The organism is Hylemonella gracilis str. Niagara R (genome assembly GCF_000600295.1).
GTDB classification, from domain to species: Bacteria; Pseudomonadota; Gammaproteobacteria; order Burkholderiales; family Burkholderiaceae_C; genus Hylemonella; species Hylemonella gracilis_A.
This window is the reverse complement of record NZ_JEMG01000001.1, coordinates 1,632,166-1,654,927: the sequence shown is the minus strand read 5'-3', so window position 1 is coordinate 1,654,927 and position 22,762 is coordinate 1,632,166. Positions and strand designations below refer to the sequence as shown.

Annotated in this window: 23 protein-coding genes and 4 tRNA genes; 16 read left to right on the top strand and 11 right to left on the bottom strand. The window is 64.5% G+C overall.

Features of this window, described 5'->3' with window-relative positions:
• Positions 1–251 precede the first annotated feature (251 nt).
• The 6 genes from AZ34_RS07685 (at position 252) to adk (ending at position 4,361) form a co-directional block, all read left to right on the top strand.
• A complete protein-coding gene (locus tag AZ34_RS07685; RefSeq protein ID WP_035606694.1) occupies positions 252–923 on the top strand; it encodes a MotA/TolQ/ExbB proton channel family protein in 672 nt (223 codons plus the stop codon).
• Positions 924–949: 26 nt separating this feature from the next.
• Positions 950–1,399: an ExbD/TolR family protein gene (locus AZ34_RS07680; protein ID WP_051509611.1), complete on the top strand. Its 450-nt coding sequence runs from the start codon at positions 950–952 to the stop codon at positions 1,397–1,399.
• A gap of 58 nt (positions 1,400–1,457) precedes the next feature.
• Complete coding sequence (lpxK, locus tag AZ34_RS07675; RefSeq protein ID WP_051509610.1) at positions 1,458–2,513, top strand: tetraacyldisaccharide 4'-kinase; 1,056 nt, start codon at positions 1,458–1,460, stop codon at positions 2,511–2,513.
• Positions 2,514–2,547: 34 nt separating this feature from the next.
• A complete protein-coding gene (locus AZ34_RS07670; protein ID WP_035611164.1) occupies positions 2,548–2,730 on the top strand; it encodes a Trm112 family protein in 183 nt (60 codons plus the stop codon).
• A 56-nt stretch (positions 2,731–2,786) separates the two neighbouring features.
• Positions 2,787–3,566, top strand: a complete 780-nt coding sequence (kdsB, locus tag AZ34_RS07665) for a 3-deoxy-manno-octulosonate cytidylyltransferase (RefSeq protein WP_035606690.1) — start codon at positions 2,787–2,789, stop codon at positions 3,564–3,566.
• A 138-nt stretch (positions 3,567–3,704) separates the two neighbouring features.
• Positions 3,705–4,361 (top strand): adenylate kinase, encoded by a 657-nt coding sequence (gene adk / locus AZ34_RS07660; RefSeq protein WP_035606687.1) that lies wholly within the window; start codon positions 3,705–3,707, stop codon positions 4,359–4,361.
• Between the two features lie 172 nt (positions 4,362–4,533).
• On the opposite strand, the gene AZ34_RS07655 is transcribed toward adk, so the two are convergent.
• The gene (locus tag AZ34_RS07655) at positions 4,534–4,854 is read right to left on the bottom strand and encodes an H-NS family nucleoid-associated regulatory protein (RefSeq protein ID WP_035606683.1); all 321 of its coding nucleotides are present in this window, start codon (positions 4,852–4,854) and stop codon (positions 4,534–4,536) included.
• Positions 4,855–5,230: 376 nt separating this feature from the next.
• Between AZ34_RS07655 and AZ34_RS07650 the strand changes: the two genes are divergently transcribed.
• Entirely contained in the window at positions 5,231–6,598 is a 1,368-nt protein-coding gene (locus tag AZ34_RS07650; RefSeq protein ID WP_035606680.1) for an MFS transporter, read from the top strand.
• Between the two features lie 56 nt (positions 6,599–6,654).
• Here the strand turns inward: AZ34_RS07650 and AZ34_RS07645 are convergent, their stop codons facing one another.
• Genes AZ34_RS07645 through AZ34_RS07635 form a run of 3 tightly spaced genes read right to left on the bottom strand, consistent with a single transcriptional unit; the run spans position 6,655 to position 8,688 of the window.
• Positions 6,655–7,119: a DUF6152 family protein gene (locus AZ34_RS07645; RefSeq protein WP_035606677.1), complete on the bottom strand. Its 465-nt coding sequence runs from the start codon at positions 7,117–7,119 to the stop codon at positions 6,655–6,657.
• A gap of 50 nt (positions 7,120–7,169) precedes the next feature.
• Positions 7,170–7,601, bottom strand: coding sequence for a hypothetical protein (locus AZ34_RS07640; protein ID WP_035606675.1), 432 nt, complete (start codon positions 7,599–7,601; stop codon positions 7,170–7,172).
• Positions 7,591–8,688: an asparaginase gene (locus AZ34_RS07635; protein ID WP_035606672.1), complete on the bottom strand. Its 1,098-nt coding sequence runs from the start codon at positions 8,686–8,688 to the stop codon at positions 7,591–7,593. Before AZ34_RS07635 ends, AZ34_RS07640 begins: the two co-directional genes overlap by 11 nt.
• Positions 8,689–8,760: 72 nt before the next feature.
• Here AZ34_RS07635 and lexA point away from each other — a divergent pair, with 72 nt between their 5' ends.
• The 9 genes from lexA (at position 8,761) to AZ34_RS07590 (ending at position 17,546) form a co-directional block, all read left to right on the top strand.
• On the top strand, positions 8,761–9,453 hold the full coding sequence (gene lexA / locus AZ34_RS07630) for a transcriptional repressor LexA (protein ID WP_035606669.1): 693 nt from the start codon (positions 8,761–8,763) through the stop codon (positions 9,451–9,453).
• Positions 9,454–9,463: 10 nt separating this feature from the next.
• On the top strand, positions 9,464–9,691 hold the full coding sequence (locus tag AZ34_RS07625) for a hypothetical protein (RefSeq protein WP_035606666.1): 228 nt from the start codon (positions 9,464–9,466) through the stop codon (positions 9,689–9,691).
• A gap of 127 nt (positions 9,692–9,818) precedes the next feature.
• Complete coding sequence (locus AZ34_RS07620; protein ID WP_035606662.1) at positions 9,819–10,847, top strand: D-2-hydroxyacid dehydrogenase family protein; 1,029 nt, start codon at positions 9,819–9,821, stop codon at positions 10,845–10,847.
• 105 nt (positions 10,848–10,952) lie between these two features.
• Entirely contained in the window at positions 10,953–12,494 is a 1,542-nt protein-coding gene (locus AZ34_RS07615) for a 3-hydroxyacyl-CoA dehydrogenase (RefSeq protein ID WP_035606659.1), read from the top strand.
• A gap of 37 nt (positions 12,495–12,531) precedes the next feature.
• A complete protein-coding gene (locus AZ34_RS07610; RefSeq protein WP_035606656.1) occupies positions 12,532–13,311 on the top strand; it encodes an oxepin-CoA hydrolase, alternative type in 780 nt (259 codons plus the stop codon).
• 102 nt (positions 13,312–13,413) lie between these two features.
• Positions 13,414–14,145 (top strand): Crp/Fnr family transcriptional regulator, encoded by a 732-nt coding sequence (locus AZ34_RS07605; protein ID WP_035606653.1) that lies wholly within the window; start codon positions 13,414–13,416, stop codon positions 14,143–14,145.
• Between the two features lie 57 nt (positions 14,146–14,202).
• Positions 14,203–15,336, top strand: coding sequence for a phosphotransferase (locus AZ34_RS07600; RefSeq protein WP_035606650.1), 1,134 nt, complete (start codon positions 14,203–14,205; stop codon positions 15,334–15,336).
• 103 nt (positions 15,337–15,439) lie between these two features.
• Complete coding sequence (locus tag AZ34_RS07595) at positions 15,440–16,741, top strand: acyl-CoA dehydrogenase family protein (protein WP_035606646.1); 1,302 nt, start codon at positions 15,440–15,442, stop codon at positions 16,739–16,741.
• A gap of 94 nt (positions 16,742–16,835) precedes the next feature.
• On the top strand, positions 16,836–17,546 hold the full coding sequence (locus AZ34_RS07590; protein WP_035606643.1) for a glutathione binding-like protein: 711 nt from the start codon (positions 16,836–16,838) through the stop codon (positions 17,544–17,546).
• 70 nt (positions 17,547–17,616) lie between these two features.
• Here AZ34_RS07590 and AZ34_RS07585 read toward each other — a convergent pair whose 3' ends face one another.
• The 7 genes from AZ34_RS07585 to lon all read right to left on the bottom strand — a co-directional run bounded on the left by AZ34_RS07585 (position 17,617) and on the right by lon (position 22,615).
• Positions 17,617–18,852, bottom strand: coding sequence for an HD-GYP domain-containing protein (locus tag AZ34_RS07585; protein ID WP_035606640.1), 1,236 nt, complete (start codon positions 18,850–18,852; stop codon positions 17,617–17,619).
• A gap of 144 nt (positions 18,853–18,996) precedes the next feature.
• Positions 18,997–19,623, bottom strand: coding sequence for a DUF6806 family protein (locus tag AZ34_RS07580; RefSeq protein WP_035606637.1), 627 nt, complete (start codon positions 19,621–19,623; stop codon positions 18,997–18,999).
• A gap of 22 nt (positions 19,624–19,645) precedes the next feature.
• A tRNA-Leu gene (locus tag AZ34_RS07575) sits at positions 19,646–19,737 on the bottom strand.
• A gap of 59 nt (positions 19,738–19,796) precedes the next feature.
• Positions 19,797–19,872 (bottom strand) — tRNA-Gly (locus tag AZ34_RS07570).
• Positions 19,873–19,882: 10 nt separating this feature from the next.
• A tRNA-Cys gene (locus AZ34_RS07565) sits at positions 19,883–19,956 on the bottom strand.
• A 72-nt stretch (positions 19,957–20,028) separates the two neighbouring features.
• Positions 20,029–20,104 (bottom strand) — tRNA-Gly (locus tag AZ34_RS07560).
• A 75-nt stretch (positions 20,105–20,179) separates the two neighbouring features.
• Positions 20,180–22,615, bottom strand: a complete 2,436-nt coding sequence (gene lon / locus AZ34_RS07555; protein ID WP_035606634.1) for an endopeptidase La — start codon at positions 22,613–22,615, stop codon at positions 20,180–20,182.
• Positions 22,616–22,762 lie beyond the last annotated feature (147 nt).

Below are 22,762 nucleotides of genomic sequence, written 5' to 3'. Positions count from 1 at the left end.
AATCTGTGAGTGGTGGTGGCGCGCACGCGCCGCAGGATCGCAAACGCAGCCCCGGCGCGCCGAACGGGCGTCGGACCCGCCGCCGAACCGTCGGGCCGGATCGGATGGCAGCCACGCCAAGCTGCCTGGAGGCCCGCGATGGGTGGGCCATAATCGCGCAGCTTTCGTGCACCGAGCGCATGCCGCAAGGCTGCTGGCGCATCGCCAACGCGACCGCTGCGCACCGTGTCTTTCCTTGTTGGAGAACCCTTTTGTTTTCGATCATACAAGCCGCCGGCTGGCCGATCTGGCCGCTGATCCTCTGCTCCATCCTCGGACTTGCCCTGGTCATCGAACGGGCCCTGAGCCTGCAAACCGTCAAGGTCACGCCCCCCAATCTGCTGAACGAAGTGCTGCGGGCCACCCGCCGCGCCATGCCCTCCAGCGACGTGATCGCGCAACTGGAACAGAACTCCCCCCTGGGTGAAATGCTGGCCTCCGGCCTGCGCACCGCGCAGGCCGCGCAATCGCATGCCAGCACGGCGGAAGAGCTGCGCACGGCCTTGCGCGAAGCCGTCGAAGACAGCGGCCGACTGGTCGCGCACAAGCTGGAGCGCTACCTCTCCGCGCTGGCGACCATCGCGTCCATCGCGCCCCTGCTGGGCCTGTTCGGTACCGTGATCGGCATGATCGAGATCTTCGGTTCACAGGCGCCGACCAATGCCAGCGGCGGCGGCAACCCCGCGCAACTGGCACATGGCATTTCCATCGCGCTCTACAACACGGCCTTCGGGCTGGTCATCGCGATCCCTGCGCTGGTGTTCTGGCGTTATTTCCGCGCCCGCGTGGACAGCCACCTGCTCACGCTGGAGCTTGCGGGCGAACGCCTGGTGCAGCATCTCGTCGCGCTGCGTCAGGGCAACGCCCACAACACCGGTCTCTGACACGCACTGCCTCGGAATCACCCGCCATGCGCATCAATCTGCGTCGCCATACACGCACCGCCAGCGAAGAGCCAGAGATCAACCTCATCGCCTTCATTGACGTGCTGCTGGTGATCCTGATCTTCCTCATGCTCTCGACCACCTACAACAAGTTCACCGAGATGAACCTGCGCCTGCCCACGGCGGAGGCCGAGACGCCGCGCGACCGCCCCCGGGAGATCCTGATCACCATCCACAGCGATGGCGGCTACAGCATCAACCGCGCGGCCCTGCCGGGCCGCAATGTGCAGGACGTGATCGCGGCGCTGCGCCAGGTCATGGGCAACGCAACCAACGGCAAGGACGCCGTGCTCATCATCAGCGCCGACGCCAATGCGCGCCACCAATCCGTGGTGAGCGCCATGGAAGCGGCGCGTTACGTGGGCTTGTCGCAGATCACCTTCGCGGCGCAATCGCCCGAGTCGGCCGGTCGCTGAGCGTCGTCGTCGCAGCTGGTGTAACGCCCTCCTCTCCCCTCCCCGCCCCGCCTGCCCCATGCGCGCGCCCGTCTTTTGGCAAGCCCCACCTCCCGGCCAGCACCACCGCTGGCCCCAGCGCTGCGCCATGCTGCTGTGGCCGCTGTCGCTGCTGATGCGCCTGCTGGTGCGGCTGCGGCAGGGCCTCTACCTCAGCGGCGTGTTGAAACGTCACAGCGCGCCCGTGGTGATGGTGGTCGTGGGCAATGTGGTCGCGGGCGGCGGTGGCAAGACGCCCACCGTCATCGCCCTGGTGGAACACCTGCGTGCGCGCGGCTTGAAACCGGGCGTGATCTCACGTGGTTACGGGCGTTCTAAGAGTGCCGATGGCGAGGACTGCCGCGAGGTACGACCTGACAGCCCGGTCGACCAGGTGGGCGACGAGCCGATGCTGATACAGCGACGCACCGGCGTGCCGGTCTTTATCGCGCGGCGACGCATCGACGCCGCCCGCGCCTTGCTGGCCGCGCACCCAGAGGTCAACATCCTCGTCAGCGACGATGGCCTGCAGCACCTGGCTCTGGCGCGCGACATCGAAATCTGCGTCTTCGACGACCGGGGCCTGGGCAACGGCCTGCTGCTGCCCGCCGGCCCTTTGCGCGAACCCTGGCCTCGGTATGTGGACCTGGTGCTGCACACCGGGCAACAGCCCGCCTTCACCGGCCATGCGGCGCGGCGCGCGCTCGCAAACTCAGCCGTGGACGCGCGGGGCCGCAGCGTCGCCTTGGACAGTCTGCCGAGCCCTCTGGTGGCCGTGGCCGGCACGGCACAACCCCAGGCATTCTTCGACATGCTGCGCGCTCGTGGTCTGAGCCTGGCGCACGCCGAAGCCCTGCCCGATCACGCAGGCATTCCCGAGTACGCCCACTGGCATGCGGCCTTGAAGCAGGCCCACGCCGCGGGACCGGTCACCGTGCTTTGCACGGAGAAGGACGCGGCCAAGCTCTGGACCATCTGCCCCGAAGCGCTTGCCGTGCCCCTGGTCTTCGAGCTGCCGCCGGCCTTTGTGGGCGAGTTCGACCGCCTGCTGCACGACGCCTTCGCGGCACATCTATCATCCGCGTACACGCACTGAAACCGCGCCCTGGACGCGCACCCACACCATGAGCCTGGACACCCGATTGATGGAACTGCTGGTCTGCCCCGTGACCAAGGGGCCGCTGGAATATGACCGCGTCAGGCAGGAACTGCGCTCGCGCAGCGCGCGTCTGGCCTACCCGATCCGAGACGGCATTCCCGTGCTGCTGGAAAACGAGGCGCGCACCCTGTCCGACGAAGAACTGGAACGATGAAAACTCCCGGGTGGCGCGACGCCCCACTCGCGCCACCCGCTACACGCTGCCCTCCGATGTCCGACACCACCGTCCTGATTCCGGCCCGGCTCGCCTCCTCCCGCCTGCCCAACAAACCCCTGGCCGACATCGCCGGTCTGCCCATGATCGTGCGCGTCGCACAGCGCGTGCGCGGCGGCCTGCCCGGCCATGTGCACGTCGTCGTGGCCACGGACCACGCCAGCATCCAGCAAGCCTGCGAGCGGCACGGCGTGCAAGCCATCCTCACACGTGCTGATCATCCCAGCGGTAGCGACCGACTGGCCGAGGCCTGCGAACTGCTGGGCTTGCCTGACGAAGCCACCGTGGTCAATGTGCAAGGTGATGAACCCCTGATCGACCCGGCCCTGGTGCGGGCCGTGGCGGACCTGCTGGTCCAGCGGCCGGAGGCGAGCATGAGCACGGCGGCCCATCCGATCCACGACGTGGCCGAATTCGGCAATCCCAACGTGGTCAAGGTCGTGCTCGACGCCAAGAACTTGGCGCTTTACTTCAGCCGCGCGCCCATCGCCTGGTGGCGTGACGGATACGCGCAAGGTCTGAAGGCGCTTCCGCCGACGGATGGAACGCTCGCCATGCCGCTGCGCCACATCGGCATCTACGGCTACCGAGTGGGTTTCCTGCGTCAGTTCCCGAAGCTGGCGCCTGCCCCCATCGAAAACAGCGAGGCGCTGGAGCAGTTGCGCGCGCTCTGGCATGGCCATCGCATCGCCGTGCACATCACGCAGGATGCGCCCGGACCCGGCGTTGACACCCCCGAGGATCTGGAGCGGGTGCGCCAGCTGTTCGCACGTTGAGGTCACGCACCGAGGATTACCCTGAGTGCGGGCGGCAGTCCCAGTGTCGTCAGTTTGACATGCTATCCTCAAGCATCCCCCGCAGGCTGCACCCTTGTGGTGCCCAGCCGGCGTCATCACTCTTCCCGAGGACACCCCATGAGACTGATCCTGTTGGGCGCACCCGGCGCCGGCAAGGGCACGCAAGCGGCCTTTCTCTGCAAAAAATACGGCATCCCACAGATCTCCACCGGTGACATGCTGCGCGCCGCCGTGAAGGCCGGCACCCCGCTGGGCTTGCAGGCCAAGGCCGTGATGGAGTCGGGCGGCCTCGTCAGCGATGACCTGATCATCAACCTCGTGAAGGAACGCATCGCCCAGCCTGACTGCGCGGCGGGTTTCCTCTTCGACGGCTTCCCGCGCACCATTCCGCAGGCAGAGGCCATGAAGGCCGCCGGCGTCAAGTTGGACTATGTGCTAGAAATCGACGTGCCCTTCGACGCCATCATCGAACGCATGAGCGGACGCCGCTCGCACCCGGCCTCGGGCCGCACATACCACATCAAGTTCAACCCGCCCATCGCGGCAGGCAAGGACGACATCACGGGTGAACCCCTGGTGCAACGCGATGACGACAAGGAAGAGACCGTCAAGAAACGTCTGGACGTGTACAGCGCCCAGACTCGCCCTCTGGTGGATTACTACAGCCTATGGGCTGCCAAGGAACCCACCGCCGCACCCAAGTACCGCAAGATCAGCGGGCTGGGCAGCGTGGACGAGATCACGCAGCGGGCGCTGCAGGCATTGACCGCCTGACACCGCGTCACCCACCAATATGCAAGGCCTGCATGGTTCACCATGCAGGCCTTTTGTCTTTTTCCCTTTGTCTCACGCGCCTGGATCCGGTTCGCTGACCCGGCACCCGTTATGGGCAGACGACTTCCGGCACCTGCCCCCTGCGCCTAGGTCATGGAAGCCCAACGGCAAATCAGGAAGACGCGACCAGCAGAAACTGGTCCTTGTTCGCCCCTTCCAGCCAAGCCGGCGCACGACCGCGCCCGGACCAGGTTTCGCCGGTTTCAGGGTTTCTGTACTTCGCGTCGACGGCATCAGCGGGGCTGGCAGGGGCGGCGCCAGCCGGCGGCTGACTGATCTCTTTCGCCGTGAATTTGTGCTTGGCCACCAGTTCGCGCACCGTCCGCAGGGCGGCGTCACGCTCCTGCTGACGGAGTTCGGCAATGCGCTTCTCGTAGCTGGCCTTCTGCGCTTCCAGTTGCTCCAGGCTCAGGTTGTGGATCTCGATGCTCATCGTTTTTCCTTCCGGTAAAGTTGCAAGGTGAGTGCGAACTTGCTTCGCTCAAATCGATACTGATGATTTGATCAGTATATGGCATTTTATACAGCATAATGCGCTTTGCAAGCCGGGCTGTATTCAAGGACGCAACGACGCTAGGCGACGGTGGACGACGAACCACCAGGCTGACGGGTCAGTTTTCGTCCTGCCCGAGTCGCACGCTACCGCTGAACCGAGCTTGAACACACGGAGGCTGTCGAAATCCCCCGCCCTGCTTCGTCGTCAAGGCAGACGGCTGGCCCATAGCATCCGGTGGATCCATTCGTCCAGGCACTGGCGTTCCGCCAGTGCCCCATGGCTTCGCCGCCATGGCCGTCAACAGATCACTGCAATGCCTATCCTCTTCCATCACATCCTGGGCAACAACCTCGTCGCCAACATCACCAACTTCACCGTGTGGTTCGCGATCACCTTCTGGGTCTTCCTGGAAACCCATTCGGTGTTCGCGACCGGCATGATCGCCGGCATCTACCTGGTGTTCACCGCCGCCTTCGGCCTGTGGTTTGGATCTCTCGTGGACCACCATGCCAAAAAGCGGGCCATGCTGGGATCGAGCGCGGTGTCCTTTGTCTTTTACGCGTTGTCCTTCGGCGTGCTGCAGGCCGCGCCGCAAGGCGTTTTCACCGATCCTTACGGGTTGTGGCTCTGGGCCTTCGTGCTGCTGGTCATGCTGGGTGTGATCGCGGGCAACATCCGTTCGATTGCCTTGCCGACCTTGGTGACGATGCTGATCCCCGAGGACCGGCGCGACCGGGCCAACGGGCTGGTGGGCATGGTCACGGGCATCGGATTTCTGACCACCTCGGTGATTTCGGGCTTTCTGGTCGCCCACACGGGCATGTTCGGCACCCTGCTGCTGGCGCTGGGGCTGACGGTGCTGGCCTTTGTCCATCTCGGCATGCTGAAAGTGGATGAAACGCCGGCCCAGCCGCTGGATGCGCCCTCGCCCTCCACCGCGCAAACGCCGCCACAAGACAAGCCTGTCAGCAAGATCGACCTTGCAGGCACCATCGCGGTGGTGGCGGCCGTGCCGGGCCTGTTCGCGTTGATCCTGTTCGCCACCTTCAACAATTTCCTGGGCGGCATCTTCATGGCGCTGCTCGACGCCTATGGCCTGTCCCTGGTGTCGGTGGAGGCCTGGGGCTTGACCTTCGGCGTCCTGTCCACTGCCTTCATCATCTCCGGCATCGTCATCGCCCGGACCGGACTGGGCAAGAACCCGCTCAAGACGTTGATGATGGTGAACGTCGTCACTTGGCTGGTGTGTTGCGTCTTCACCCTCCAGTCCTCGTACTGGCTGCTGGTGGCCGGGTGTTTCATGTGGATGCTGCTCGCGCCTTATGCCGAAGCCGCCGAGCAGACGACACTGCAAAAGGTGGTCCCCCTGGAACGGCAAGGCCGCGTTTTCGGCTTTGCCCAGTCCATCGAACAGGCTGCATCTCCCCTCACGGCCTTCCTGGTCGGACCGTTGACGCAGTTCGTGGTGATCCCCTTCATGACCGATGGCGCTGGAGCCCAGGCCATCGGCAGCTGGTTTGGCAGCGGACAGGCACGGGGCATCGCCCTGGTGTTCACCGTGGCCGGTTTCCTCGGCCTGGTGATCACCCTCGTGGCGTTCAACTCGCGTTATTACCGCGAGCTTTCCGCTGCCTATGCCGGGGCGCCGGGCCAGGATGCGGCTCAGGCCCGTCCTGCATGACGCAGACCAGCCTGGCGCGGAGGATCTCAGGCAGGCTGTGAGGGTCTGTGACGACTTCAGGCCGGACTCGAGCGCAAGCCGTACACCTGCTCGCCCACGAACAGGTATTCGGCCCGCAAGAGAGCGTCGCCCTTTTCGTCGATGAAGCTGAAGCCCAGCACACCGACCGCATCGCCCACCTTGAGCGGCGTGACGCCCCAAGCGTTCATGCGCGACAACGGGGCCAACTCGACCTCCCAGCGGCGGTCCTGGCGACGGGGTAACTGCGCCTGCGCCAGCAGCGCGACACCATCCACGGGCGCGCTCTGAGGCGGCAGGCGGCGCTGCTTCAGGTCGGCGGGCAGGCTGGGCGAGGCGGGCCGCTCGAGCACGAATTCCGCGTGGGGGTTTTGCCAGCGCACGCTGACCACGCGGCCTTGCAGCCAGAGCGGGCGCTGCTGGTCAAAACTGCTCCACCCGTGGTGGGCTTGCACGACACCGGGCAGGGACAGCGCGGCCAGAACGAAGTGACGACGTTGCATGGGGCATCTCCTCAAAGCAGATGATCAATCAGGCACAAAAGCAGGGTGGCTCACAGGTAGGCGATCCAACGGCCGCAAGCCAGCACGGCGAGCCAGATCAGGGTGGACAGGACCATCTGCGCCCGCGCGAGCGCGTCCAGCTTGTCCAGGGAACCTCGACCATGGAACCAGGCCGCATTACACGCCGCCGCCAATAACAGCAGCATCTTGAAGGTGAATGCGCGGTTGGCGATCAGCTCGGCGGGCTGGGCGGCGAACATCAGCCCGCCCGACAACACGGCCAGCCCGAAGCCCGCCGCGGCCAGCGTCAACGCAAGTCGGGCAAGTTCATGCGCGGGCAAAGCCCGGCCCCAGCCAAACACCCGCATTTCGAGCAGGACCAGATTACCCAGCAACAAGGCAACGCCGACCAGGTGCAGCACCTCCAGCGCGGGATAGGCCCAGGTGCTGGACAGCAGGCGGGAGGAAAAATCAGCGCCCATCGAGCAATTCCAGCATCAGGGCCAGGCGCGCCTTCAGCGGGCTCAGGTCCGTGGTCGAGAACCCCTCGTCCTGCCCCGCAGTCGAGCGGACGCGGGCCCGCAGCCCGCCCTCGGCGCAGCGGGTGGCGAGCAGCACCCGCACGCCGCATGACTGCGCGTGACGCAAGGCAGCTTCCAGTTCATGATGAACCGTGCCATTGCCCGTGGCCGCGACCACCAGGCCGCGCAGGGGCGGACTACCCAGCCGCCGCGCCAGATCGGCGTCACACACGGCTTGCACCAGGGCTGCACTCGCGGCCGCATGGCTGTACAGCAGTTCAACGCGTGGCCAGACTGCGGCATCCAGCGCGGCCGCCAGCAGGGGGGCGCACGCCTGCCCAGTCACAGCCACGCCCCGTGCATCCCGCGTGCCCAGCCCTTGTTGCATGCCCTGCGGCTCCTGCTGCGGGGACCAAGACACGCCGCGCCCCGCAGTCCCTGCCGGGTCGTTCACCAAGCACCCCGCATCGGGCTGCCCGATAGAGCGAAATGCATCGAGCCGGGTCGCGTGCACCTTCTGCACCGCGCGCGCGCGCATGACACGGCCTGCGCACACAACCAGCACGCCCTGCGCCTGCGGATCGACCATCACGCGCAAAGCGTCGCGCAGATTGCCCGGGCCATCGGCGTCCGGTGCATCGGCGGGCCGCATCGCGCAAGTCAGCACCAAGGGCTTGCCCAGTCCGCGCAGCAGGGGTCCCAACAGTAACTCCAGGAGCCAGGCGGTTTCTTCCAGCGTGTCCGTGCCGTGGGTGATCAGCACACCGCGCACCTCGGCCTGCGCCAGCCCATGCTGGCAACGCCGCAGCAGCGCCTGCCAGACCGGCAGGTCCATGTCTTTGCTGTCGATCTGGGCCACCTGCTCGCTCTGGATTGCGAGCCCGGTCAACGCGGCCGGGATGGCCAGGCCCGCCAGCAGTTCCTCGACGGGCTTCTGCCCCGCCACATAAGCCCCGGCGCCCTTTTCCGGCGTGGAAAGCCCGGCAATCGTGCCTCCGGTGCCAAGAACCACGATTTTTTGCGCCTTGTCGGAAGTTTTTACTTGCATTCTCTTGAAAACTGTTGAAAAATACAGTTACTGGATATGAAGACAGTTGGTTAGCACTACAGGAGCCACACCATGGACTTGCCGAACGATGCCCCTCCCGCCAAGCTCACGGCCCGCCAGCAACAGATTCTGGACCTGATCCAAAGCGCCATCGCCAACACGGGCGCGCCGCCGACGCGCGCCGAAATCGCCAATGAGCTCGGTTTCAAGTCCGCCAACGCGGCAGAAGAGCACCTGCAAGCCCTGGCACGCAAGGGCGTGATCGAACTGGTCAGCGGCACCTCGCGCGGCATCCGGCTCAAGAGCAAGGCGCTGCGTGCCACCCTCTCTTCGTCCTTGTCCAGTATCGGTGAAAAAGTGGCGGCGGGCGCGGCGCAACTGGCTCTGCCCCTGGTGGGCCGCGTGGCCGCCGGTTCGCCCATCCTGGCGCAAGAACATGTGGATCAGACCTACTACGTTGAAAGCTCCCTGTTCCAACGCAAGCCGGATTACCTGCTCAAGGTACGCGGCATGTCCATGCGCGACGCAGGCATCATGGACGGCGATCTGCTGGCCGTGCAGACTGCCAAGGAAGCCAAGAACGGCCAGATCGTGGTGGCCCGACTGGGCGAGGAAGTGACGGTCAAGCGCTACCGTCGCAACAAGGACGTGGTGGAACTGCTGCCCGAGAACCCGGATTACCAACCCATCGTGGTCGAGCCAGGTGACGCTTTTGAAATCGAGGGTCTGGCCGTGGGCCTGATCCGCAACACCATGCTGATGTGAGGAAAGCACCATGTCCGCGATGACCCTGCCCTCTCCCCGGTTCTTCTCCCTCGCGAGCGCACCGACCTTGCGATCGCCGCTGAATACGCCTGCACGTCCGGCCGTGCGCGTGGTGCGCGCCCGGTCCAACCTGCCGGCCCACGACCCCTCTTGCACCGCGCAGCGCATGGTCATTTCCGGCCGCATGGCCGAGGTCTGTGCCGAGCTGGAGCGCATGACTGCTGGCGCCTATCGCTGACACCAAACCAGGGCGACGCGCTTCGTTGCCGCCACCGAACAAGGCATACGGATACGGTTCTGCCCTTGAGCCTTCACAGTCACGCGAACGACGGTAGACCCCAAGCAGCCCATGCACAATAAGGTGCATGAACATCGCCATATTGGACGACTATCAGGATGTTGTCCGTCAACTTGATTGCGCTCGCAAGCTGGACGGCCTGCACTACAAGGTCTACACCAACACCGTCAGGGGCCTGGGGCAACTCGCCATCCGTTTGCGTGACGCAGAAGCGCTGGTGCTGATCCGCGAACGCACACACATCACCCGCGCCCTGCTGAACAAACTTCCCCAGCTGAAATTCATCAGCCAGACTGGCCGCATCGGCTCGCACATCGACCTGGCGGCCTGCACGGAACGCGGCGTGGCCGTGGCAGAAGGAGCCGGCAGCCCCATCGCTCCAGCGGAACTCACCTGGGCCCTGGTGATGGCCGCGACACGTCGTCTGCCTCACTACATCGGAAACCTCAAGCAGGGGATCTGGCAAAGAACCGGCTTCGACAAAGCGAGCGGTGGTCCCGTCGACAGCGAGGCTGGCTGGCCGCCCGCCTTCGGCCTGGGCACGTCCCTGCGCGGCAAGACCCTGGGGATTTGGGGCTACGGCAAGATCGGCCAGATGGTGGCGGCTTACGGCCGGGCTTTTGGCATGCGAGTGTGGATCTGGGGCAGCGAGGCATCACGGCAGCAAGCCGTGCACGACGGTTTCGCAGCCGCTGCCAGCCGCGAGGACTTTTTCGCGGGCAGCGACGTGCTCAGCCTCCACTTGCGCCTGAACGACGCCACGCGAGGCATCGTGACCGCACAGGACCTCGCGCGCATGCAAGCCACAGCCCTGCTGGTCAACACCTCGCGCGCTGAACTGCTCGAACCAGACGCCCTGCTGCATGCGCTGCGCCAAGGCCGCCCCGGCATGGCGGCCATCGACGTGTTCGAGTCCGAACCCATCGCGGTGGACCATCCCCTGCTGAGCCTGGGCAACTGCATCTGCACCCCGCACATCGGTTATGTCGAACGCGACAACTACGAGCTGTACTTCGGCACAGCCTTCGACAATCTGCTCCACTTCATGCAAGGCCAGCCCAGCAACATCGTGAACCCCGAGGTGCTGGCGCACTGACATGCGCGTCGACCTGAGCGCTGAAACACGCGTGACAAGCCGTCACCACGCAAGCACACGCCGACTGGCCCCGGCCACCGCCATGCCGCCCCGATAATTCCCGCCATGAGCCCATCCCCACTGGAATCCTCGCCCTTGTTCCCCCGCGTCGCCGTGATCGGTGCCGGCGCCATGGGTCGAGGTATCGCGCAGATCGCCGCCCAGGCAGGCAGCCGAGTGACCTTACACGACACCAACCCCGATGCCGTGACAGCCGCGATGCAATCGATAGGCGAGCAATGGGACAAGCAGGTCGGCAAAGGCCGGCTCACGGCCGACGCTGCCTCCGCCGGCAAGGCATGCCTGCGCGGCGCCACCCAACTCGGCGAGCTGGCTGACTGTGACCTCGTGATCGAGGCCGTGGTCGAGAACCTACAGGTCAAGCAACAACTCTTCATCGAGCTGGAGGCCATCGTCAAGCCCCAGACCGTGCTGGCCACCAACACCTCCTCGCTGTCGGTCACGGCGATCGGGTCCGCGCTCCAACACCCGCAGCGCCTGGCCGGTTATCACTTCTTCAACCCGGTGCCTGTGATGAAGGTGGTCGAAGTCATCCCCGGCCTCAAGACCGACCCGCCCGTCTGCAAACAGCTGACCGTGTACGCGCGCCAGATGGGCCACCAGCCCGTGCAGGCACAGGACACGCCCGGCTTCATCGTCAACCACGCTGGCCGTGCCTACGGCACCGAGGCCTTGCGCATCGCCAGCGAGGGCGTGGCCGACTACGCGACCATCGATCGCATCCTGCGCGATCAGGTGGGCTTCAAGCTTGGGCCTTTCGAACTGATGGACCTGACGGGGCTGGACGTGTCGCACCCGGTGATGGAATCCATCTACCGCCAGTACTACGAGGAAGCGCGCTACCGCCCGAGCGTGATCACGGCCCAGCGCCTCGCGGGTGGCCTGCTGGGCCGCAAGACCAGCGAAGGCTTTTACCGTTACGTGGAGGGTCAGCCCGAATTGCCGCCTGAACCGCCCGTGCCCCCGGTGGCGGAGCTCCCGCCAGTCTGGGTGTCCCCGCGCGCCGCGCGCCGTGCCGAGCTGTACCAGTTGCTGAAAGACCTGGACGCGAAGATCGAAACCGGTCAAACGCCTTCGACGGCGGCGCTCACGCTGGTGGCCCCCCTGGGCCATGACGTGACCACGATCGCGGTGGTCGAACGCCTGGACCCTGCACGCACCGTCGGCATCGACCTGTTGCTCGAGGACGCCGTGACGCGGCGCCGCGTGCTGGCCACCAACCCGGCGACCCGCCCCGACATGCGCAACGCCGCCCATGCGCTGTTCGCGCGCGATGGCAAGGCCGTCAGCGTGATCCGCGACAGCGGTGGTTTCGTCACGCAACGCGTGGTGGCCGGCATCGTCAACGTGGCGGCGGACATCTGCCAGCAGCGCATCTGCACGCCGGCCGACCTGGAAATGGCGGTCACCTTGGGCCTGGCCTACCCGCTCGGCCCCCTGGCCTTGGGCGACCGGTGCGGCCCCACCAACGTGCTGGAAGTGCTCTTCAATCTGCAGACGGTGTATGGTGACCCGCGTTACCGACCCAGTCCCTGGCTGCGTCGGCGCGGCGCCATCGGCCTGTCCCTGCTGCATGAGGAAGAATGAAGCCCAACCACGACAAACAACCTCGGACGAAGCAGGCATGAGCGCGCAACTCAAAAGCAGCACCCACGGTCTGACCATGGTGCTGACCGTCTCCAACCCAGGCCAACGCAACGCACTGGGCCCCGCCATCTACGCTGCGGGCATTGAGGCCTTGAATGTGGCCGAAACCAACCCGGATGTGCGCAGCGTTATTCTGATCGGTGAAGGAACCACTTTCTGCGCGGGCGGTGATCTGAACCGCCTGCAAGCCAACCGACAACAGCCGCCCGCAGTGCAGACTCAGAGCATTGATCAGCTGCACGGATGGATTGAAGCCATCCGTGCCTTTCCCAAACCGGTCATCGCCGCCGTGGAAGGGTACGCCGCCGGCGCAGGGTTCGCGCTCGCGCTGTCCTGCGACTTGATCGTTGCCGCCAGCGACGCGGTTTTCCTGACCTCCTATGGCCAGGTGGGCCTTTCCCCCGACGGCGGCACCAGCTGGCAGCTCGCGCGCAGCTTGCCCCGCCAGTTCGCCAGCGAGCTGCTGCTCGCGGGCGAACGCATCGGCGCCTCGCGCCTGCACGCCCTGGGTCTGGTCAATCGCGTCTGCGAGCCTGGGCATGCCCTGGACACGGCGCTGGCGTTGGCAGTTCAAGTCAACGCCCAAGCCCCCAACGTGCTCGCCAGCGGCAAAGAACTTCTGGAGACTGCCGTACACAACAGCCTGCACGCGCATCTGGCCGAGGAACAAGAACATTTCGTGCGCAACCTGAATCACCCGAACGCGGGCATCGGCATTGCCGCTTTCCTGAACCGGCAGGCGCCCGAATTCGAATGAACCAGCGCGCATGAACCCAGCCGCCTTCTGAGCACGCCCCCGTCGCGCACAGGACAAGTTCAGCAGCCCACGCAAGTGCCCGAGTCACCCAGCGGACAGACCATGGACGAACCCAAACTTACCATCGAGGAACGGACCGCGATCAACGCGGGCCGATGGTTTTCCTCTCTCTCACCAACCCTCCGCCACGACATCCTGCGATGCGCCTACGTCATGCGTCACAAAGACGGCGAACTGCTGGCCGCGCGAGGCGATCCGCCAGAAGACTGGATCGCCTGCGCCAAGGGGGCCATCCGCGTCAGTTCGACCACGCTGGCGGGCAAGCAGATCACCCTGGCCTACGTGGAACCGGGTGTGTGGCTGGGCGACACAGCGCTCTTCGACGGCGATCTGCGCACTCACGATGCCTATGCCCATGGCGAGACGAGCACCTTGCGCGTGGCCAAGGCCGATTTCCAGAAGTTGCTGGACACCCATGCCGAACTCTACGCGGCCCTGCTGCGCCTGCAGGCGCGACGCATCCGCTCGCTTTACGGCCTAGTCGAGGACTTGAACACCCTGCCCCTGCGCGCGCGTCTCGCCAAGCAGCTGCTGCATCTGGTGCGCAGCTACGGCACGCCGTCCTTGAACGCGGCGAACGAGACCCGCATTGGCCTGCACCTGGCGCAGGAGGAACTGGCGCAGCTGCTGGGAGCCTCCCGTCAGCGCGTGAACCAGGAACTCAAGGCCATGGAGCGCGAGGACGCCATACGCATCGAGCCCGGTGGCCTGGTGGTGCGCAGCCGCGAGGCGCTGATGCGCATCGCCGAGACAGAACAAGTCCGGGACACCTAGATACAGCGGGCGGCAAGCCGGGCATGAGCGACAGACCAACAGAGACGCGAGGAGACCATGCCCCCCAACGACAGTGAACGTGACAACCCTTATGTCGGCACGCGGCCCGTCCCGGCCACCCATGCCTTCGACACGGCGGCCCTGCAAGTCTGGTTGACGCAGCATCTGCCCGGATTCAGCGGTCCGCTGACCGTGGAGTCCTTCAAGGGCGGGCAATCCAACCCGACCTACAAACTGATCACGCCCACGCGCAGCTACGTGATGCGGGCCAAGCCAGGCCCTGTCGCCAAGTTGCTGCCCTCGGCCCATGCCATTGAGCGGGAATACGCCGTGATGCGCGGCCTGGCCGGCACCGAGGTGCCCGTGCCCGAGATGCTGGCCTTGTGCGAGGACGAAACCGTCATCGGCCGTGCCTTCTACATCATGGCCTTCATGCCCGGGCGCGTGCTGTGGGAGCAATCCCTGCCCGGCCTGTCGCCCACCGAACGCCGCGCCATCTACCTGGAAATGAACAGGGTCATCGCGGCGCTGCACAAGGTGGATTTCAGTGCGCGGGGTCTGGGCGACTACGGCAAGCCGGGGGCCTACGTGGAGCGCCAGATCGCGCGTTGGGGCAAGCAATACCGCGCCTCGGCGGATGGTGCGGGTGAACTCTCGCAGGCCATCCCCGAAATGGAACAGCTGCTGGACTGGCTGCCGGCCCACTTGCCCGCCAGTGCCCGCGATGACAGCCTGGTCAGCATCGTGCACGGCGACTACCGGCTCGACAACCTGATGTTCGATGCCACCGAGCCCCGGGTGATCGCCGTGCTGGACTGGGAACTCTCCACCCTGGGACATCCGCTCGCGGACTTCGCCTACCACTGCATGGCCTGGCACATCCCACCGGGCGACTTCCGTGGCATCGGTGGCCTTGACCTGAAGGCCCTGGGCATTCCGCTCGAAGAGGAATACATCGCGCTCTACTGCGAACGCACGGGCAACCACGGTGGACGCGTCACGCCTGCCACGCTGCGCGCGGACTGGAATTTTTACCTAGCCTACAACCTGTTCCGCATCGCGGCCATCCTGCAAGGCATCGCCAAGCGCGTCGAAAACGGGACGGCCGCCAGCGCGCAGGCACGCAAATCCGCCGCCGGTGCGCGGCCCATGGCCGCGCTGGCCTGGCAGTTCGCGAAACAGCGGGGCTGACACCCCGGAACGCCGTCTGAACGCGGGCCTCTGCATGCAACACCTCCCGCCACGAGCCGGCACAGAACACGACCGCCCACACCCAGAGACTTGAGGAGACACCATGGATTTCGACTATTCACCCCGAACCCAGAAGTTACGCGCGCGCCTGCAAGACTTCATGGACAAACACATCCACCCGAATGAGGCCACCTACCATGAGGAGCAGGCCGCCAACACCGCGGCGGGGCGCCGCTGGACGCCCCTACCCCTGATCGAAAAACTGAAGGAACAAGCCCGTGCCGAGGGGCTATGGAACCTCTTTCTGCCGCGCGACAGCGCGGAGATCGCCGGGGTGGCTGGCACCGATTGGGGCGGCGCGGGCCTCACCAACCAGGAGTACGCGCCGCTAGCCGAGATCATGGGCCGCGTGCCCTGGGCCTCCGAGGTATTCAACTGCTCGGCGCCCGACACCGGAAACATGGAAACCATCGCGCGTTACGGCAGCCCCGAGCACCGTGCGCAATGGTTGCGCCCCTTGCTCGAGGGAAAGATCCGATCCGCCTTCGCGATGACCGAGCCCGACGTGGCTTCCAGCGACGCGACCAACATCGCCACGCGCATCGAGCGCGTGCCAGGCCAGAGCGGCGAGGACTATCTGATCAACGGCCGCAAGTGGTGGACCTCCGGCGCGGGCGATCCGCGCTGCGCCATCTACATCGTCATGGGTAAGACCGATCCCGAGGCCCCGCGTCACTCGCAACAGAGCATGGTGCTGGTGCCGGCGAACACGCCAGGCATCACCGTCATGCGCCCCCTCACCGTGATGGGCTACGACGACGCACCCCACGGCCACATGGAGGTGGATTTCAAGAATGTGCGCGTGCCAGCCTCCAACATGCTGCTGGGTGAAGGTCGAGGCTTCGAGATCGCCCAGGGGCGCCTGGGGCCCGGGCGCATCCACCACTGCATGCGGCTGATCGGTCAGGCCGAACGCGCGCTGGAATCCATGTGCAAGCGGGCCTCGTCGCGCGTGGCCTTCGGCAAGCCCGTGGCCGCCCAGACTGTGACGCAGGAGCGCATCGCCGAGGCGCGCTGCCAGATCGACATGGCGCGCCTGCTCACGCTCAAGGCAGCATGGATGATGGACACTGTAGGCAACAAAGTCGCTCAGACGGAGATTGCGATGATCAAGGTGGTGGCGCCCAGCATGGCCTGCCAGGTGATCGACTGGGCCATGCAGGTCCATGGCGGCGGCGGGCTCAGCCAGGACTTCCCGCTCGCCTACAGCTGGGCACACGCGCGCACGCTGCGGTTCGCCGACGGACCGGATGAGGTGCACCGCAACGCGATCGCCAAATGGGAACTGGGCAAATACGCCCCAACTGCCAAGGTCGTGGAGCCGCCAGTAACCCGGGGTTGCTGACGCGGTTCACGGAAACGACGCACAATGTCTGGGTGAGCGTTTGCGCCAGTTGTGGCAACGCACGGCTGATGTTTTCGAAGTTCCCGGAGTTCTCATGATCGACGTCTATTCCTGGCCCACGCCCAATGGCCACAAGGTGCACATCATGTTGGAGGAATGCGGCTGGCGCGAAGGACGCGACTGGCATGCCCGCCCCATCAACATCGGTGAAGGTGACCAGTTCAAGCCCGAGTTTCTGAAGATCAGCCCGAACAACAAGATTCCTGCCCTGGTCGACAGCCAAGGGCCGGATGGCCAGCCCATCAGCTTGTTCGAGTCCGGCGCCATCCTGCTTTACTTGGCCGGCAAATTTGGACTGTTCCTGCCAGCCGATGCGCGCGGCAAATACGAGGTGCTGCAGTGGCTGATGTTCCAGATGGGCGGTGTTGGCCCCATGCTGGGCCAGACCCATCACTTCCGCCTCTACGCGCCGTTGAAGATTGACTACGCGATCAACCGCTACACCAATGAGGCCAAGCGTCTTTATGGTGTGATCGATCAACGTCTCGCGCGCAGCCCATGGCTGGGAGGCACCGACTACTCCATAGCCGACATCGCCGTCTTCCCCTGGCTGCGCGGCTGGCAGGGCCAGGGCATTACCTTGGGTGACTACCCACATCTGGAAGCCTGGTTCCACAAAATCGAGGCCCGCCCGGCCGTGCAACGCGGCCTGCAGGTCCTCGCGCATCTGCGCAAGGCCACGCCTACGCCCAGCGACAAGGAACGGGAAGTGCTTTATGGCGCGACGCAATACCAGCGGCGCTGATTGAGCCGCCTGTAGCCTGTCCCGAACAACTGAGTCATGAGCCGCAGGGCGACGGACGCTCACCCGGCCTTCAAGCCACGGCCCAGAACTGATCCAGCCCCTCGAACTCCCATTCGACCGGGTCCTCGCGACCGACGATGCGCTCGATCACGCTGGACGAGGAAAGATCCACGGTCTGCGGCGCGATGTGGGCGGTCCGATCCACCGAATAAAACACCTTGACCACCGGCTTGGTCAAGGCTTTCGGCGACTGCTCCACGACCACCGCCAGCACCGCCCCCCAGCGGTCGGAAGACAAACGCAGCAGCGACCCCACTGGGTAGATTCCTAGGCTCTTGACGAAAGCCTGGAACACACGCTGGTCAAAATGCCCCCGTGACCATTCGGCCATCTTGTGCAAGGCGTGCGCGGGATCCCAGCCCGCCTTGTAGGGCCGGTCGGAGGTGATGGCGTCATACACATCGCATACCGCGCCCATCTTGGCGTACAGGCTCAACTCTTCGTCCTTGAGGCCTTCTGGGTAGCCCGAGCCATCCACCTTTTCGTGGTGATGCAGACAGACATCCAGCGCGACGGGGTCAAGATTGCCGACGCTCTGAAGCATGCGGTAGCCATCGATCGTGTGTTTCTTCATCACGTCGAACTCTGCGGGTGTCAGCTTGCCCGGTTTGTTGAGCACCTGAGGAGGCGTGGTGGCCTTCCCCAGGTCATGCAGCAGGCCTGCCAGGCCGGCCGACCGCGTCTGCGTATCGCTCAAGCCCATCTGCCGAGCCAAGGCAATCATCAGGGCACAAACAGCGACGGAATGCATGTAGGTGTAGTCGTCGGCGGTCTTGAGCCGCGCCAGGCTGATCAACGCGCTGGCGTTGCGCGAGACGGAGTCGGAGATTTCTTCCACCAATTGCTGGGCCCGGGACGCGTCCACCGTCTTGCCCATGCGGGCTTGCTGGAACATGGACATCACTGCCTGCTTGGACTGGTGGCAGATCTGGGCCGCGCGAGACAACTCGTCCTTGATCGGAACCGGCTCGGTCACACGGGGAGGGAGGGTGGCCTCCCTGAACTCCTGCTCGACCTCGAAGGCGACCTGCTCCTCGGTTTCGATCTCGGTGCCTGCGGGAACATCGAGCCCCTTGCGGCTGTCGATCCAGACCTCACGAATGCTGCTGTCGCGTATGCGCTCCAGATCCTTGGGGTCGGTCAGCAGAAAGCTGTCGCGCCAAAAGGGATGCTCCTGCCAGGAGCCCCGCAGTTCTTCGACCCACATCCCCAATTTGAGCGACTCGACGCGTATGCATTTGAGCATCACCAGCTCCCCCACACTCCTGCACCCATACTAACATCAAGCCAGTCAAAGAGGGATCACCAGGATTGGGGAGCACCTTCCAGCGCGGGGCGCGGTTGCCCCGGCGATTGGTACGACAGCGGGCGAACCAGGGCCCGCCAGGAATCAATGCAAGTGACGCGGCTTGCGACCGCCGCCATGGCCACCTGACCCACCCGCCCCGCGCGGGGGCTTGCCAATTTCCAGTGAGTTGACCAAGGCGTCGTAGCGGCTGCGGAAAAGATTGTCGATTTCGCCCACCAGCCCGCCGAGTTCGGCGGCGTCGAAGTGCCGCTCCATGACGTGGATCACGTCCTGCACCAGCAGATCGCGCTGCACTTGCATGATGGCGCCCGGATTGGGGCCGACAAACAGCATTTGGAAATCGTCCCGAGACTCCGTCTCCGGATCAGCCTCTTCCTCGTCGAACTCTACGTCGTAGAACGTGATCTCGATGGCCGCACCCGCCTGTGAGAGCTCATTGAGGCTCATGCACATTTCGTCAAGAGACTGGCGGAAATCCTCGTCGCCCAGCACCGTCCAGCACAGGCGCAGCATGTGCTCCTCGGCCTCGAAGCGGATGCCGGGTTCATCCTCGTAATGGCTATGCGCACCCTCGGCCAATGTGCGCGCGCCAGCGTATTTCCAGAGCGGCTTGAGCGCTTCCTGAATCTGGTCAAAGGCCACGTCTGCGCGCAAAGGCACATCACCGTGCACATGAATTTCAAACGGAGCGTCGTAGCTGCTGGCCATAAAAAGGGTGGGTGTGAGTGCTTGGTGCCTCGAACCGGGGTCGAACCGGTACGCGCCCTTTCAGGCTGCGGCGGATTTTAAGTCCGCTGTGTCTACCAATTTCACCATCGAGGCTGCAGGAAGAGGATCTGCCCGATTGTGAAGCAAACGGCGCAAGGCAGAGGCCGAGGCAATGGAGCGGGAAACGAGGCTCGAACTCGCGACCTCAACCTTGGCAAGGTTGCGCTCTACCAACTGAGCTATTCCCGCGTTGTGCATCTGGAGGCGCGATCCGGAGTCGAACCGGACTAGACGGATTTGCAATCCGTTGCATAACCGCTTTGCTATCGCGCCTTCAAAACTTCCAACCCCGAGCCACCGGGGCTGAATAAAAAAGGGAAGCATGGGCTTCCCTTTTCGGAATCTTGGAGCGGGAAACGAGGCTCGAACTCGCGACCTCAACCTTGGCAAGGTTGCGCTCTACCAACTGAGCTATTCCCGCGTTAAGAGACCAGGATTATAGACCGAATTTCGCACTCGTCATGAAGACGAGTGCGAAATTATTTTGGTCTCGTGCTCAATGTTTGATGGACCCCTGGACGGCCTCGGGCGCGGCGGGCGCCACGGCTTCCAAGGCCACGGGCTGATCATCCGGCAAAGGCGTGGGCAGCCGCTCGAGAGCGATTTCCAACACCTTGTCGATCCACTTGACCGGCACGATGTCCAGGCCGCTCTTGACGTTGTCCGGGATTTCCTGAAGGTCCTTCACGTTTTCCTCGGGAATCAGCACGGTCTTGATGCCGCCACGCAGCGCGGCGAGCAGTTTTTCCTTCAGCCCACCGATGGCAGTGACTTCCCCACGCAGAGTGATTTCGCCCGTCATGGCCACTTCACCACGCACGGGTATGCCCGTCATGGCCGAGACCATGGCGGTGGTCATGGCGGCGCCGGCGCTGGGCCCGTCCTTGGGCGTCGCGCCATCAGGTACGTGGACGTGCAGATCGCGTTTCTCGAAATACTCGTCCGGGATGCCCAGGCTGCGAGCCCGGCTGCGCACCACGGTGCGCGCGGCCTCCACCGACTCTTTCATCACATCGCCCAGGGAACCGGTGCGGGTGATGTTGCCCTTGCCGGGCATGAGCGCGGCCTCGATGGTCAGCAGATCGCCGCCCACCTCCGTCCAAGCCAGGCCCACGACCTGTCCGACCTGGTTTTGCTGCTCGGCGCGGCCGTAGGTGAACTTGCGCACGCCCAGGTAGTCATGCAGGTTCTCCGCCGTGACCTGAACCTGGGGGGTGAGTTTTTTGAGCTGCAGGCCCTTGACCACCTTGCGGCAGATCTTGGAGATCTCGCGCTCCAGCGAACGCACGCCCGCCTCTCGGGTGTAGTAGCGCACGATGTCACGGATCGCGTCTTCCGTGATCAGCAATTCCTCGTCCTTGACGCCGTTGTTCTTGAGCTGCTTGGGGCTCAAGTAACGCTGGGCGATGTTGACCTTCTCGTCCTCGGTGTAACCCGACAGTCGAATGACTTCCATGCGGTCCAGCAGCGCCGGTGGGATGTTCATGGAGTTGGACGTGGCGACGAACATCACGTCCGATAGGTCGAAGTCGACCTCCACATAATGGTCACCAAACTTGTTGTTCTGCTCCGGGTCCAGCACCTCCAGCAGTGCGCTCGAGGGGTCGCCTCGGAAATCGGTGCCGAGCTTGTCGATCTCATCCAGCAGGAACAGCGGATTGCGCGTGCCAACCTTGGCCAGCGATTGCAGCACCTTGCCGGGCATGGCACCGATGTAGGTTCGGCGGTGGCCGCGGATCTCCGCCTCGTCGCGCATGCCCCCCAGGGCCATGCGCACGTACTTGCGCCCCGTGGCCTTGGCGATCGATTGCCCCAACGAGGTCTTGCCCACGCCAGGCGGGCCGACCAGGCACAGAATCGGGGCCTTGACCTTGTCCACGCGCTGCTGCACCGCGAGGTACTCGAGAATCCGGTCCTTGACCTTCTCCAGGCCGAAATGATCCTGGTTCAGCACTTCCTCGGCATTCGCCAGATCGTGCTTGATCTTGGTCTTCTTGCTCCAAGGCAGGCCGACCAGGGCATCGATGTAGTTGCGCACCACCGTGGCCTCGGCCGACATGGGCGACATGAGCTTGAGCTTCTTGAGCTCGTTCTCGGCCTTCTTACGCGCCTCGGCGGGCATGCGCGCCAGCTTGATCTTCTTCTCGATTTCCTCGAGGTCTGCCCCGTCCTCGCCTTCGCCCAGTTCCTTCTGGATGGCCTTGACCTGTTCGTTCAGATAAAAATCGCGCTGGTTCTTCTCCATCTGGCGCTTGACGCGGCCACGGATGCGCTTGTCGACGTTGAGGATGTCGACTTCCCGCTCGATCTGCTCGAACAGGTTTTCCAGCCGGTCCTTGACTTCAGACAGACTCAGCACGGTCTGCTTGTTTTCGAGCTTGAGCGGCAGGTGAGCGGCAATGGTGTCGGCGAGGCGGCCCGGGTCATCGATGCTCGAGATCGAGGTCAGGATCTCGGGCGGAATCTTCTTGTTGAGCTTGACGTACTGGTCAAACTGCTGCATCACGGCTCGGCGCAAGGCCTCGATTTCGCTACTCAGCTTTTCGCCCAGGCCTTCCGTCGGCGCGGCTTGCACCGGCACCACGGTGGCGGTGAAATGGGTTTCACCTTCCGTGATGCTCTGGACGTTGGCGCGCTGCTGGCCCTCGACCAGCACCTTCACCGTGCCATCCGGCAGTTTCAACATCTGCAGGATGGTGGAGACGCAGCCCACGTCGAACATGTCCGACACCTGAGGTTCATCCTTGGCCGCGGCTTTCTGCGCCACCAGCATGATGCGGCGCTCGGCTTCCATAGCCGCTTCCAGGGCCTTGATGCTCTTGGGGCGCCCCACGAACAGCGGGATCACCATGTGGGGGAAGATGACCACGTCGCGCAGAGGCAACAGCGGCAGTTCCAGGGGTTCGGGCGGCAGATGGGTTTGACCGGACATGGCGGGTCCTTGCAGTGTTTTTGTTGAGCAGGCGGTGACTGGTTGATAGATGCGGGGGGTTATCCTGTTTTTCCAGCCCTGCAATGCATATTAAGCCGCCTGGAATATTAAGAAAGATTCGGCCGTCCAAATCCACGAAGGAAACAG